This window comes from Bombella pollinis, from assembly GCF_026385485.1.
In the GTDB taxonomy this organism is placed as follows: domain Bacteria; phylum Pseudomonadota; class Alphaproteobacteria; order Acetobacterales; family Acetobacteraceae; genus Bombella; species Bombella pollinis.
Genome location: NZ_JANIDX010000002.1, coordinates 133,401 through 145,936, shown reverse-complemented (window position 1 = coordinate 145,936; position 12,536 = coordinate 133,401). Strand labels below are relative to the sequence as shown.

The window sequence follows — 12,536 nt, the reverse complement described above, 5'->3', positions numbered from 1 at the left end:
AAGGAGTTTTGTAATGCCAAAGATCGAGATTTATACGCAACCAGGTTGTCCTTATTGCGTGCGTGCAATTACGCTGCTTCAAGCGAAAGACGTGCCTTTTGAGGAAATCCACGCCCCTCGTGGCTCTGCCGAGCGCGAAAAGGCGCAGGAGCGTTCTGGTGGGAAGACAACTGTTCCACAGATTTTTATTGATGGGAAAGCCATAGGAGGGTGCAGTGAGCTTATGCAGTTGGAGAAAGCGGGCCAGTTGGATGCGCTTTTGGGCCGTTCCTAACGCCTTTCATACAGGTTTGATGGGCGTTGTTGGGGGGCTGGTCATGGCAGCCTTTTCATCCGCCTATGCGGCATCATCGCCTTTGGCTGGTACATGGTTGGTTAAGGAGAAGGATGGTATTTTCCTCATCCAATCATGCCAAAATGATGCTGCTAAATTATGCGGCTATTTGGTCGGGATGGATTATACCGAAGCCGAGCCAGAGAAGGATTATACGGGTCATTCGGAATGTGGGATGGAAATCATCAGCGATATGATTCCCCGTAAGAATGGTCATTGGCATGGAACGGTGCTTAACCCACGGACGGGAAGCCGGTATCAGGCGAGTATGTGGTTGGCAAAAGATGGGACGTTGAAATTACGCGGCTATGTAGGGCTGAGTCTTTTTGGCCAAACCCAGACATGGAGCCGCATAGACTCTCCTGCTATTGGTGCGCAATGTCGTATGCAGAAAGGTGGCTAGTGTTAGGCCCTTTTTTCTTGTAGGGGTGGAGTGAATCGGCAGAAAATAAAATTTTATTTTATTTTCTTGGCCATGGGGTGCAGTTGAAGGAGAGTAGATACGTCATGTCACAGAGTTTTTCCCGGCGTCAATTCGCTCTAGGGCTTGCTGGGCTAGGGGCTGCGACAGCCCTGTCACCGCTGCGTAGTGTTAAAGCCGAGCAGGCGCAACAGCCGCGTATTTTGTGTTTCGTTGGTGGTTATACGGAACACGGGCCGCCCGGTGTGACAGGCTATGGTAAGGGGATTGCCGTTTTCGAGATGGACCGGGAAACGGGTTTCTTAACCTTGGTTACCACCTTTATGGACATCCCGAGCCCATCCTTCATCACATTAAGCCGGAACCGGAAGTTCCTGTACGCGCTGAGCGAGGTTAATGATTTTGATAAGGCCGGTAGCGGCTCTGTCACGGCATTCTCGGTTGATACGCGCAATGGCACATTGGCCAAGTTGAACACGGTAAGCTCTGGCGGGGCAGTGCCTGCGCATCTAAGTGTTCATCCTTCAGGCAAATATTTGCTTGTTGCTAATTATATGGGCGGTAGCGTGTCTGTTCTGCCTATCCATGCTGATGGGTCTTTGGGTAAAGCAACGGATGTTGTACATAATTCTGGCCCTAAACAGCCTGAGCGCGCAGCTGATAACCCAGAGGGTAATTTCGCTGTGTCCGATCACTCTGGTGCGCATCCGCATATGATTGCCACAGACCCCAGCGGTACATTCGTGTTGGTGGATGATGCTGGGTTGGATCGTGTATATGTCTGGCGGCTGGACCTTAATACAGGTAAGTTGATCCCTGCGAAGAAGCCGTTCTACGAGATGGAGCCGGGCTCTGCACCGCGTCACTTCGTCTTCGATCATACGGGGCGTGTGCTGTATAATCTGTGTGAGCAGAACTCCAAGGTTGTGGTCTCCAAGTTTAATCCGCAAACGGGGGAGATTACCCAGATTCAATCTGTCAGCACGGTGACGTCTCACTTCCGTGGTTCCACGCTTGCTGCTGAGATCTTGATCGCAGAGAGCGGCCGCTTTGTTTATGTCTCCAACCGTCTTGGTGATTCTTTGGCTGTCTTCTCTGTAGGGATTGATGGCACATTGACGCTGGAGGATGAGGTCTGGATGCATGCCGATTATGGCCGTGCGATGATGTTCGACCCCAGCGGGACCTTCCTCTTCTGTGCGAACCAGCGGTCTGATTCTGTGACAGCCTTCCGTGTGGACCGGGAGACGGGCAAGCCTGTCTTCACCAATCACTTTACCGCTGTGGGCAGCCCCACCACCTTTGCCTTTATGGTGGCGGATTCATAAGCTCGCTATAAGGTAGGGTTTTCTGGAAGAAAGGCACCTTGTGATGAGGTGCCTTTTCTTTTTGCTGAAATGTTAGGGTTTGTGGAAAAGAGCGATGTAATTCACGCTCGTATCATGGCTCTCATACCACTGAGGAGGCCGATAGCTAAGGCCTTTGAGGTCCAAAAGCCGCAGGCCTGCTCGGCGTGCCATTTGGTCTAACTCCGCTGGGCGGATAAACTTCTTCCAATCATGGGTGCCGATGGGCAGAAGGCGCAGCAGATATTCCGCTCCCAATTTCGCCATGAGGAAGGAGCGGATGCTGCGATCCATGGTCGAGATGGCAATATACCCGCCGGGTTTTGTCAGGCTTACAAGTGTGGAGAGGAACTCTTGCGGGTCCCGTACATGCTCGATGACCTCCAAAGCGGAGATAACATCAAATTGCCGTCCTTCCTCCAATAATGCTTCTGCTGTGCTGCATATATAATGGAGAGGGGCTGCATGGGGGGGTAAAGGGTAACGCTCCAAATGGGCTTGGGCGGCCTTAATGCCCTCTTGGCTGGCATCAACCCCTAATGTGTTAAAGCCTAGGCTTGCAAAGCGTTCACAAGCGATCCCCGCGCCGCAGCCAATATCTAGGAGGCTGGGTGGTGTCGCTTGGGAGAATAAGGCGGAGGGGAGACGCTTGAAAACCCATGAGGTCCGCAGCGGATTCATAGCATGGAGGGGGGCCATAGGCCCTTTAGGGTCCCACCATTGTGCGGCTAATGCTGCGAATTGGTTAATTTCATCCTCCACAACGGACGAGGTGTGCGTGTGAGAGTGTTCGTGTAATGGTGATGAAATGGGCATTTTGGCACCTCTCCAAGAGTCGAGATGCTTTTCTGCCATGTTGTGGCTAGACGGAAAAGGGCAGGGGAGCTATGTGAGACAGATATTTATGCAATGATAGCCTTAATATTGGAGCCGCCTTTCAGATGTCCATGCCCGACTGTTCAGATGATACAGCGCAGTCCGTTGATGATGCGCTTTCGTCGCCATCTGTTTCTCGTACAGTCGTAATGAAGTTTGGCGGTACGTCCGTCAAAGACTTAGAGCGTATTCGCATTGTAGCGGAGAAAGTTAAAAAAGAGCGTGCGCGTGGGCAACGTGTGGCTGTGGTTGTCTCGGCGATGTCGGGTGTGACGAACCAAATGGTGCATTATTGTCGCGACCTCGACTCACAGGCTGATCCTGCTGAATATGACGCTGTTGTCGCCTCTGGTGAGCAGGTGACGAGTGGTTTATTAGCCATTGCTTTGGGGGCGATTGGGGTGCCTGCGCGGTCCTTCCAAGGATGGCAAATCCCGTTACGGACCGATGAATCACATGGTTGTGCTGCGATTGAAGATGTGGAGGGACGTGCTTTGCGCGCCTGTATGGATGAAGGGGTAGTGCCAGTTATCGCTGGCTTCCAAGGGGTAGATGCGCATGGGCGTATTGCCACGTTAGGGCGCGGTGGGTCCGATACATCAGCCGTTGCATTAGCGGCGGCGATTAAGGCGGACCAGTGTGACATTTATACTGATGTCGATGGGATTTATACAACCGACCCGCGCATCGTAAAGCAGGCCCAGCGGTTAGATCGTATTACTTATGAGGAAATGTTAGAGCTAGCCTCTGTAGGGGCTAAGGTGCTGCAAACACGCAGCGTTGGGCTTGCCATGCGCGAGAGGGTGCATGTGCGCGTTCTGTCTTCTTTTGTCGAAACGGACGATAAGAGCGGGACCATAGTTGTGGATGAGGACGAAAGCGTGGAAAAGAAGCTGGTTACCGGGATTGCCTATTCTATGGATGATGCGAAAATCACCATCCGACAAGTGCCCGATGAACCGGGTATAGCCGCACGGATTTTTGGCCCTTTATCGGCTGCTGGTTTGAATATTGATATGATCGTCCAAAGCATTGGGGCAGATCGTAGCACGAACATGACCTTCACCGTAGGGAAAGGTAATGCTGAGCGGGCATGCCAGATTTTAGAGGAAATGCGGGTTGATATTGGCTATGGGGCATTAAGTACCTCCCGCAATGTGGCCAAAATAAGCGTGGTGGGCGTTGGTATGCGCTCTAATACAGGCGTGGCGGCAACCATGTTCCGCACCTTGGCGGAGAAGGGGATTAATATTCAGGTAATCTCCACCAGTGAGATTAAGATTTCCGTCCTTATTGATGCAGAATATATGGAGCTGGCTATGCGTGCATTGCACACAGCTTATGGCTTGGATGCACCTGTTGGAGAACAGCCATGAGTGACGAGATGAAGGCACGCGCTGTATTAGACCAGCTTTGGAAGCCGGGCTGTGACTTTTTAGGGAGCCGGTACTCTATTCTTGGCGGGGCGATGTCATGGGTGAGTGAGCGCAATCTTGTTTCTGCGATTTCTAATGCAGGGGGATTTGGCGTAATTGCCTGTGGAGCGATGGAGCCGGAGCGTTTGGAGGAGGAGGTTGTGGCGACACAAGCTCTTACGGACCAGCCTTTCGGTGTGAATCTCATCACTATGCACCCGAAGTTAGAAGCCTTGGTGGATGTCTGCTTAGCGCATAATGTCAGCCATGTTGTTTTAGCTGGTGGCGTGCCGAGCGGGTCGATTATCCGCCGTGTGCGTGATGGTGGGGCGCGGGCTATGGGTTTTGCGCCGGCTGTGGCCTTGGGGAAACGCTTGGTCAAGCTAGGGATTGAGGCTCTGGTGATTGAGGGGTCTGAGGCCGGGGGGCATGTTGGTCCCGTCTCGTTGAATGTTCTTGCTCAAGAGATATTACCGAATATCACCGAGGTGCCCGTGTTTGTTGCAGGGGGGTTAGGCCGCGGGGATGCGGTTCTCTCTTACTTGGAGCAAGGGGCGGCTGGGGGCCAATTTGGGACGATTTTTGCGGCCTCGCAGGAGAGTATTGCGCATGAGCGTTTTAAGCAGGCTTTCCGCCGCGGTAATGCGCGTGATGCTGTAATGTCCGTACAGTTGGATGAGCGGTTCCCCGTCATCCCGGTACGCGGCTTAGCCAATGCTGCAACGCGTCATTTTATGGAACATCAGGCTGATGTGATTGAGCGTTTCCGTAAAGGTCAGATTGAGCGTGAAGCAGCCCAGTTAGAGATTGAGCATTTCTGGGCTGGGGCGTTGCGGCGCGCGGTGATTGAAGGCGATGTTGAAAATGGCTCGATGATGGCCGGACAATCTGTGGGGATGGTGAAAGAGATTCGCCCTGTTGCAGAGATTATTACAACATTGGTGGACCAAGCAGTCGAGGCTTTGCAAGTGCGTGAGCGTCGCCTTCAGGGTATGGAATAAGGCAAGCGAGAGGGTACCATGACAGAAGCAAATAAAAGGCATGATATGGCCGGGCAGGCATCTGTGACGCTTGGTGCCCGCTTGCGGAAGCGGCGCGTAGAGCTAGGCTGGAGCTTAGAGCAGGTTGAGTCGTATCTTAAAATGCGACATGCGACTCTTCAGGCGATTGAGAGCGAGCGTTATGCGGATTTGCCCGATAAGGTCTATGCGTTTGGTTTCATCAAAAGCTATGCTCACTTCCTTGGTCTTGATGTTGCAAATGTTATGGAGCAAGCCGAGCGAGAGCTTGCCTCCCTTGTGCCAAAACGACACACAATGCAGTTAGACCTTCCCGGCCCGCAAGAGGGACGCTCTGCGGGTTTGTGGCTCCTACTGGGCGTTGGGTTGATCGTTATCGCCGGTGGTTATGTGGGGTGGTATCATTTCTATTCCCATGGGGAGTTAGGCTCGTCCATTTTGCCTGCGCATATGACAAGCGAGGCTAATGCCCCTCAAGCAGTGGAGAAAAAGGCCGTTGCGACTGTCACATCCACTTCAGAGACACAATCTCAGCAGCTTGCTACAGTATCTCCCCCAGTAGGAGCGACCTCACCGCAGGAAGGCGCGCAGAAGGTAGATGAGTCGGCCAAAGATACGCCCGACATACCACCAGCACCGGAGGCTCTACCGTCCTCCACGGAGGGAAGCAGCTCTTTTGATAAAGAAGGACAGGCTATCGCTAATGGGCCTGTTACATCTGTTCAAACAACGTCTCCAACGCAGGGGCCAGCGGAGCAAAAGCCGGTGGATGTCCCCTCAACTGCGGCCCAACCTGTTGCGGCAACACCTGCACAAAAGCCGGTTGTTCAGCCGTTTCAGCCTGCTCAGTCCGTGGAAGATGCTGTAAGCATTGTGGCGCGTGAGGATAGTTGGGTGCAGGTAAGTGATTCAACGGGGAAGGTCCTTTTCGCGAAGGTTCTGAAGCCGGGTGAAACATGGCAAGGCACGGCTGGGGCGAGTTATCGCATCACCTGTGGTAATGCGGGGGGTGTTGTTTTTCAGACAGGGAATGTTGTAAGCGCACCTTTAGGGCAGCGTGGGCGCGTGGTGCGTAATCTAACTGTGGATGCTATCGCCATCACGCAGGGTCATTATGGTTATGGCTCTCCATTAACGGGAGCGTCCCCTGCAGCGGCTGCGCACTGATAAACGCCGCCATACTATTATGCTTGCTCTGTATGTGGGAGCAGGTTGGTTCATCATGGGTTATAAGAGAAGTAACCCGGAGAGGTTTTAATGAGCAGTTTACGTCCTTATCAGCATATTGAACGCCGTAAATCACGGAAGATCTATGTTGGTGATGTTGCCGTTGGTGGTGATGCACCTGTCTCGGTGCAAACTATGACGAACACACTCACCACAGATATTGAAGGTACAATTGCTCAAATACGCAAAGCTGAATTAGCTGGCGTGGATATTGTGCGTGTATCTTGTCCTGATGTGGGGAGTACGGAGGCCTTAAAAACCATTGTGGAGGAGGTCAACACCCCCATCGTTGCGGATATCCATTTCCACTATAAACGGGCTATTGAGGCTGCTGAGGCCGGGGCCGCTTGTTTGCGGATTAATCCGGGGAATATCGGCAGTGCGGAGCGTGTGCGCGAGGTTGTAAAGGCAGCGCGTGATCATGGCTGCTCCATTCGTATTGGGGTCAATGCTGGCTCTTTGGAGCGTCACCTATTGGAGAAATATGGCGAGCCAAAGCCGGAAGCTCTTGTCGAAAGTGCGTTAGAGCATGCGAAGATTCTTCAGGATCATGATTTTCATGAGTTTAAAATCAGCGTGAAGGCTTCGGATGTCTTTATGGCGGTGGAAGCCTATAAGCAGCTTGCTGCTTGTTGTGACCATCCGCTTCATATTGGCATTACAGAGGCCGGGTCTAAACGTGCGGGGACGGTGAAATCCGCACTAGGGCTTGGCAATCTCCTTTGGGCTGGCGTGGGTGATACGATGCGTGTCTCACTATCTGCCCCTCCAGAGGAAGAAGTGCTGGTTGGGTGGGATATTCTCAAATCCCTTGGTCTGCGTCATCGTGGGGTGAAGATTATTTCATGCCCCTCTTGTGCGCGGCAGGGCTTTAATGTGGTGGAAACCGTCCAGACGTTAGAGGACCGGTTGCAGCATATTAAAACACCGTTGACACTCTCCATCATTGGCTGTGTGGTTAATGGCCCGGGTGAAGCTTTGATGACCGACATTGGGGTAACAGGCGGTGGCTCTGGTCGCCATATGGTCTATGCGGCGGGTAAGCAGGATCATACAATGCCCGCTGACAATATGATTGAGCATATTGTTCAGCTGGTAGAAGCACGCGTGGAGGCTATAGAGGCCGGTACAGCTGAGAAGGCCGCACATTAATGGCACGTTTGCAACCCCCGCGCGGGACAAAGGATCTTTTAGGCGAGGATATGCGCCGCCATCAGCGGGTGATTGACGCTGGGCAGACAATCTTCCACCGCTATGGTTTTCGCCAATGGGCAACGCCTATTTTTGAGGATACGGCCGTTTTTGCGCGTTCCTTAGGGGAAAGCTCGGATGTTGTCTCTAAGGAGATGTACACATTTGAGGATCGCGGTGGTGAGAGCCTCACCTTACGTCCAGAAGGAACAGCGGGGGTTGCACGGGCGTTAGTCTCCAATGCGTTGACGCAAGTCCTCCCGCAGAAGATTTTCTATACGGGACCGATGTTCCGTTATGAGCGTCCACAAAAAGGCCGTTTTCGCCAGTTTCATCAAATTGGGGCGGAGCTGATTGGGGCGGAGAGTGCTTTTCGAGATGCAGAGATTATCGCCATGGCGCGGGATTTTCTGGTCTCGCTTGGCTTGGGTGATGACCTCACGTTGGAGCTAAATACGCTGGGCGATAAAGCGAGCCGTATGGCATGGCGGGAGGCGTTGGTCGCTTATTTTCGCCAGCATGAAGAGCGTCTCTCGGAAGAGAGTCGGGCACGGCTTGCGCTGAATCCTTTGCGCATTTTGGATAGTAAGGCCGAGCAGGATAAAGCCCTCTTAGCGGATGCCCCTGCGTTTGATGATTTCCTTAATGAGGATTCTCGTCATTTCTGGCAGGAGTTGAAGGCGGCCTTAGCGGCTTTTGGCGTCGCGTTTGTGGAGAATCCCCGCATTGTGCGTGGGTTGGATTATTACAGCCATACAGTCTTTGAGTTCGTCACGGATAAATTGGGCGCACAAGGGACGGTGTTGGCTGGTGGTCGTTATGAAGGATTAGTGGAGGAGATGGGCGGCCCTGCCGTGCCGTGTATCGGTTGGGCTGCGGGGATTGAGCGTCTTGCGGCATTAATTGCCCCCCCTGCGGAGGAGGTGAGCGATGTTGCGATTCTCCCTATGGGAGATACAGCCTTGCTTAAGGCGGCGTCTCTTGCCCGCACATTGCGTGACCATGGTTTCTCCCTTGCGATAGAGACGCGGGGGAATATGAAGAAGCGGATGGATCGCGTTGTGCAATCCGGGGCATCTCATGTTCTTTTCCTCGGTGATGATGACCTCGCTCGTGATGTGGTGCAGTTGCGTCATCTGGCCACACGGGAGCAAGAGGAAGTCCCCATTGGGCAGCTTGTTGAGGCTTTGGAGCGCGCTCGGAACTCATGAGCACGGCGATTGAGCATAAGCTAGAGCTGATTATTGCTCGTTTTGAGGAATTGCAGGCTCTCATGGCCTCTGGTGAGGTGGAGGGAGAGGCTTTCTCCCGTCTATCGCGTGATTATGCGGCGATGGAGGAGCCTGTTGCGGCGATTCGGGCATGGCAAGAGGGGCAGAAACGTCTCAAAGAGGCGCAAAGCCTTTTGCAAGATCCGGAGATGAAAGAGCTTGCTCAGCAAGAGCTAGAAGAGGTCGAGGCGGAAATGCCTGCTTTGGAGCAGGCGATGCAGCTTGCACTGCTCCCTCGCGATGATGCTGATGAGCGTAGCGCGATTTTAGAGGTTCGACCCGCGGCTGGTGGGGATGAGGCGGCTCTTTTCGCTGCAGAATTATTTGAGGCTTATCGCCGTTTTGCTGAAAATAACGGCTGGCGTTTTGAGGTCATGTCCCTCACAGAGAGTGAACTTTCTGGCATGAAGGAGGGGATGGCGACCATCACAGGGCGCGGCGTGTTTGCACGGTTTAAGTATGAATCTGGTGTGCATCGGGTTCAACGTGTCCCTGCGACAGAGAGCCAAGGCCGGATACATACCTCCACTGTTACAGTCGCTGTTCTGCCAGAGGCGGAAGAAGTGGATGTGGAGGTAAATGAGGAAGATTTACGGATTGATGTGTATCGTGCCTCCGGTGCAGGGGGACAGCATGTGAATAAGACTGAAAGTGCTGTCCGTATCACACATTTACCCACGGGTGTTGTCGTAGCGATGCAGGAGGAAAAGAGCCAGCACCGCAATAAGGCCAAGGCAATGCAGATTTTGCGCGCTCGTCTTTATGAGGCAGAACGCCAAAAAGCCCATGAGAACCGCGCGGCAGATCGTAAGTCCCAAGTGGGGACGGGGGATCGGTCAGAGCGGATTCGGACCTATAATTTTCCCCAAGGGCGCGTGACGGACCACCGCATTAATCTGACTCTTTATAAGATTGCTCAGGTGATGGGCGGGGAGTTTGGTGAGATTGTCAATGCGCTCACCCATCATGAGCAGATGGCCCTCTTGGCGGAGGAAATCGGCCAGCCTTAATGGTCGCGATTAGCTGTTGGAGGTAATACAGCGGGAAGAAGGGCCATTGCGATGCTCAGCGGCGGTGGGGTCATCCTCATCCATCAAGAAGAAATCTTTAAACTCTTCTGTGCCGATGGCTTCGTAATAATGCCCATCAGGGTTATGGAGGATACCTTCCCCACTTACTGAGCGCGTTACAGCATGGCCATCACGCATAATGGTGATTGTACCGCACAGGCTGTAAGGCAGGTCCGTCCGGCCTAAAGGTAGTGGAATAATAGCGGAATCATCAGCATGGGCGAGGTCGAGATGGAAGGTCGCTGCAAGCTGTCCATTTACATAAAGGCGTGATTCTTCGGATAATTCATCCGAGGCGCGGCCATCATGGACGGTAAAACTCCCTCCCGTTGGGCCATCGGGCATGGGGGGTGTTGTGGCACTCCATGCCGAGGCGGTGAGGATGAAACCGCCTAAAGAGGATAAGAGTACGGAGCGAAGGTACGGGCGTATGGTCATGTTATCCTCCCAAAAAAGACAGGTGAGCCGTCGGAGATGATGTTATGCGTAAAATAGACCTTTTACGGCACGCCGTGGAGAGGCTTTCTCTCGCAGGGATAGAAGATGCTAGCTCTGAGGCACGTTTATTACTTTGCTGGGCGTGTGAATGTACGCCGCTGGAGCTTATGCACCTTACGGAGATTGAGGCAGCACCTGTGGATCGTTTTTCCACCGCGCTGGAGCGGCGATGTGCGCGGGAGCCTATGGCCTTCATCACGGGGGAGCAGGGCTTTTGGACGTTGGATGTCTCCGTCTCACCAGAGACACTCATCCCACGCGGGGATAGTGAGAGCCTAATTGAGGCGTTATTGGCGCATAAGCCAGAGCGTGAGTCTGTACGCTCGATTCTGGATATAGGGACAGGGACGGGTTGCTTGCTCCTGGCTGCTCTCAGTGAGTATCCGCAAGCGTGGGGATTGGGGGTGGATATTGCGCCCCAAGCTGCGCAGTTAGCCCAGCATAATGCGCGGCGGAATCACTTAGCAGAGCGAGCCGCTTTTATTGCAGGCTGCTGGGCAGAGGCAGTGAAAGGGCCTTTTGATGTGGTGCTCTCTAACCCGCCATATATTGAGCATGAGGTCATGGCACAGCTCATGCCGGAGGTCCGGCAATATGAGCCACATCGTGCTTTAGATGGCGGTGATGATGGGTTAATCGCCTATCGTGCTTTATGCAAAAGCCTACCGCATTTATTGGCAGAAGATGGCTGTGCAATTTTAGAGCTAGGGATAGGCCAAGCCGAGGCCGTAACCCTATTAGCAGAGGCCGAGGGGTTAAAGCGAGTAGCGTGCCGGAAAGACCTTGGCGGGATAGAACGTGCGTTGGTTCTTACCTTTTCGTAGGAAAGCGGTTGGCTTATGCGCTAAGGCCTGATAGATTGCGCTTTGTTAAAGAGAGAGGTGATGCGGGCAGCGATAGCCCTTGCCTCTTTGTTCTGGTGTTTCTTCCCAAGCGTAATAAGAAGAAGCAACAAATTGGCGACTTTAATGCACCATTTTGAAAAGATTGCGGGTTTGAGAATATGAAGCGAATGAGGAACCGTCATCATCGTGCAGGCGGGGGCGGGGGAACGTCCCGCGGCAATAATGGTCAGATTCCTCTGAACCGGAACCATGTGTTTGAGAGTCACGGGCCGGATTTGCGTATTCGTGGCACAGCTCAGCAGCTTTTTGAGAAATATCTTCAGCTAGGGCGCGATGCAACTGGGACAGGCGATCGTGTGCAGGCGGAGGCCTATTTCCAACATGCGGAGCATTATTTCCGCGTTTTGAATGCGATGAATCAAGCCGCACAAGCTGCTCAGCAAGAACGTGCCGAGCGGCAGCGTAATTATGAGCAAGCACGGCAAGAACGCCGCGATGCACGGGAGCGTAGAGAGCAGGATGAAGATGATTCTGCCCCTGTAGCGAGCAGCAGTGAACGCCGCCCGACAGAACGGCGGAGACGTGCTGAACGTCATGAGGAGGACGCTGAGCCTCAGGATGATGAAGATTGATTATCTTTCGTAAGGGGGAGATGGAGGAAGCAGATTGGCCTTAGGTCAATCTGCTTTTTTTTATAAAGAGAAGTGGTGCAAAACGCCAAGCAATATAACGCGCTTGCGCTAAAGCACGCCTATCGAAGAACGCCACATCATTTTATAGGAAGAAGATGGTAGCGGCGGACGGATTTGAACCGCCGACCAAGGGATTATGATTCCCCTGCTCTACCACTGAGCTACGCCGCCATCATGTCTTCGTAAGCCCGCGCTCACGATGGGTGTGCTTTTATGGCAAGCGGCTGGGTGAGTCAACACTCTAGAGGAATAGAGTTTACGTTTTTTATTCTTTTCTATGTTCTTTCAGAGATGTGGCTGTTATTTTTCTCCCTCGTGAACGTTCAGCCAT

Annotated in this window: 13 protein-coding genes and 1 tRNA gene; 11 read left to right on the top strand and 3 right to left on the bottom strand. The window is 53.1% G+C overall.

The features are described 5' to 3' along the window. The first annotated feature begins 13 nt into the window (after window positions 1-13). The 3 genes from grxC to NQF89_RS02635 all read left to right on the top strand — a co-directional run bounded on the left by grxC (window position 14) and on the right by NQF89_RS02635 (window position 2,083). Window positions 14-274 (top strand): glutaredoxin 3, encoded by a 261-nt coding sequence (grxC, locus tag NQF89_RS02645; protein WP_099027124.1) that lies wholly within the window; start codon window positions 14-16, stop codon window positions 272-274. Continuing rightward, complete coding sequence (locus NQF89_RS02640; RefSeq protein WP_155573280.1) at window positions 252-737, top strand: DUF2147 domain-containing protein; 486 nt, start codon at window positions 252-254, stop codon at window positions 735-737. Before grxC ends, NQF89_RS02640 begins: the two co-directional genes overlap by 23 nt. A 104-nt stretch (window positions 738-841) precedes the next feature. Continuing rightward, window positions 842-2,083 carry a lactonase family protein gene (locus tag NQF89_RS02635; protein WP_155573279.1) on the top strand — a complete coding sequence of 414 codons (1,242 nt, stop codon included), beginning with the start codon at window positions 842-844 and terminating at the stop codon, window positions 2,081-2,083. A gap of 72 nt (window positions 2,084-2,155) precedes the next feature. On the opposite strand, the gene ubiG is transcribed toward NQF89_RS02635, so the two are convergent. Further along, on the bottom strand, window positions 2,156-2,917 hold the full coding sequence (gene ubiG / locus NQF89_RS02630) for a bifunctional 2-polyprenyl-6-hydroxyphenol methylase/3-demethylubiquinol 3-O-methyltransferase UbiG (RefSeq protein ID WP_266137442.1): 762 nt from the start codon (window positions 2,915-2,917) through the stop codon (window positions 2,156-2,158). A 125-nt stretch (window positions 2,918-3,042) separates the two neighbouring features. Here ubiG and NQF89_RS02625 point away from each other — a divergent pair, with 125 nt between their 5' ends. From NQF89_RS02625 to prfA, 6 genes are all read left to right on the top strand, one after another. Then, window positions 3,043-4,353: an aspartate kinase gene (locus NQF89_RS02625; RefSeq protein WP_407652345.1), complete on the top strand. Its 1,311-nt coding sequence runs from the start codon at window positions 3,043-3,045 to the stop codon at window positions 4,351-4,353. Further along, entirely contained in the window at window positions 4,350-5,393 is a 1,044-nt protein-coding gene (locus NQF89_RS02620; protein ID WP_155573276.1) for an NAD(P)H-dependent flavin oxidoreductase, read from the top strand. Before NQF89_RS02625 ends, NQF89_RS02620 begins: the two co-directional genes overlap by 4 nt. An 18-nt stretch (window positions 5,394-5,411) precedes the next feature. Continuing rightward, the gene (locus NQF89_RS02615; protein ID WP_266137441.1) at window positions 5,412-6,578 is read left to right on the top strand and encodes a RodZ domain-containing protein; all 1,167 of its coding nucleotides are present in this window, start codon (window positions 5,412-5,414) and stop codon (window positions 6,576-6,578) included. A gap of 90 nt (window positions 6,579-6,668) precedes the next feature. Beyond that, complete coding sequence (gene ispG, locus NQF89_RS02610; protein ID WP_155579384.1) at window positions 6,669-7,790, top strand: flavodoxin-dependent (E)-4-hydroxy-3-methylbut-2-enyl-diphosphate synthase; 1,122 nt, start codon at window positions 6,669-6,671, stop codon at window positions 7,788-7,790. Then, window positions 7,790-9,040, top strand: a complete 1,251-nt coding sequence (hisS, locus tag NQF89_RS02605; protein WP_266137440.1) for a histidine--tRNA ligase — start codon at window positions 7,790-7,792, stop codon at window positions 9,038-9,040. Before ispG ends, hisS begins: the two co-directional genes overlap by 1 nt. Beyond that, window positions 9,037-10,110, top strand: a complete 1,074-nt coding sequence (gene prfA, locus NQF89_RS02600; RefSeq protein WP_155579383.1) for a peptide chain release factor 1 — start codon at window positions 9,037-9,039, stop codon at window positions 10,108-10,110. The genes hisS and prfA overlap by 4 nt, the downstream gene beginning before the upstream one ends. Before the next feature lie 9 nt (window positions 10,111-10,119). Here prfA and NQF89_RS02595 read toward each other — a convergent pair whose 3' ends face one another. Then, complete coding sequence (locus tag NQF89_RS02595) at window positions 10,120-10,608, bottom strand: hypothetical protein (RefSeq protein ID WP_155573271.1); 489 nt, start codon at window positions 10,606-10,608, stop codon at window positions 10,120-10,122. A 44-nt stretch (window positions 10,609-10,652) separates the two neighbouring features. Between NQF89_RS02595 and prmC the strand changes: the two genes are divergently transcribed. Both prmC and NQF89_RS02585 read left to right on the top strand, forming a co-directional pair. Beyond that, window positions 10,653-11,492, top strand: coding sequence for a peptide chain release factor N(5)-glutamine methyltransferase (gene prmC / locus NQF89_RS02590; RefSeq protein ID WP_266137439.1), 840 nt, complete (start codon window positions 10,653-10,655; stop codon window positions 11,490-11,492). A 179-nt stretch (window positions 11,493-11,671) separates the two neighbouring features. Next, window positions 11,672-12,145, top strand: coding sequence for a DUF4167 domain-containing protein (locus NQF89_RS02585; protein ID WP_099027112.1), 474 nt, complete (start codon window positions 11,672-11,674; stop codon window positions 12,143-12,145). Window positions 12,146-12,301: 156 nt separating this feature from the next. On the opposite strand, the gene NQF89_RS02580 is transcribed toward NQF89_RS02585, so the two are convergent. Further along, window positions 12,302-12,376: transfer RNA gene (locus NQF89_RS02580), tRNA-Met, on the bottom strand. Window positions 12,377-12,536: the final 160 nt, after the last annotated feature.

What these genes read in the sequence shown, in the direction of transcription:
- prfA (WP_155579383.1), top strand. Translation starts at nt 9,037, where the DNA reads ATGAGCACGGCGATTGAGCATAAGCTAGAGCTGATTATTGCTCGTTTT.
- prmC (WP_266137439.1), top strand. Translation starts at nt 10,653, where the DNA reads ATGCGTAAAATAGACCTTTTACGGCACGCCGTGGAGAGGCTTTCTCTC.
- NQF89_RS02620 (WP_155573276.1), top strand. Translation starts at nt 4,350, where the DNA reads ATGAGTGACGAGATGAAGGCACGCGCTGTATTAGACCAGCTTTGGAAG.
- grxC (WP_099027124.1), top strand. Translation starts at nt 14, where the DNA reads ATGCCAAAGATCGAGATTTATACGCAACCAGGTTGTCCTTATTGCGTG.
- NQF89_RS02640 (WP_155573280.1), top strand. Translation starts at nt 252, where the DNA reads ATGCGCTTTTGGGCCGTTCCTAACGCCTTTCATACAGGTTTGATGGGC.
- ubiG (WP_266137442.1), bottom strand. Translation starts at nt 2,917, where the DNA reads ATGCCCATTTCATCACCATTACACGAACACTCTCACACGCACACCTCG.
- NQF89_RS02625 (WP_407652345.1), top strand. Translation starts at nt 3,043, where the DNA reads ATGTCCATGCCCGACTGTTCAGATGATACAGCGCAGTCCGTTGATGAT.
- NQF89_RS02595 (WP_155573271.1), bottom strand. Translation starts at nt 10,608, where the DNA reads ATGACCATACGCCCGTACCTTCGCTCCGTACTCTTATCCTCTTTAGGC.
- hisS (WP_266137440.1), top strand. Translation starts at nt 7,790, where the DNA reads ATGGCACGTTTGCAACCCCCGCGCGGGACAAAGGATCTTTTAGGCGAG.
- NQF89_RS02585 (WP_099027112.1), top strand. Translation starts at nt 11,672, where the DNA reads ATGAAGCGAATGAGGAACCGTCATCATCGTGCAGGCGGGGGCGGGGGA.
- NQF89_RS02615 (WP_266137441.1), top strand. Translation starts at nt 5,412, where the DNA reads ATGACAGAAGCAAATAAAAGGCATGATATGGCCGGGCAGGCATCTGTG.
- NQF89_RS02635 (WP_155573279.1), top strand. Translation starts at nt 842, where the DNA reads ATGTCACAGAGTTTTTCCCGGCGTCAATTCGCTCTAGGGCTTGCTGGG.
- ispG (WP_155579384.1), top strand. Translation starts at nt 6,669, where the DNA reads ATGAGCAGTTTACGTCCTTATCAGCATATTGAACGCCGTAAATCACGG.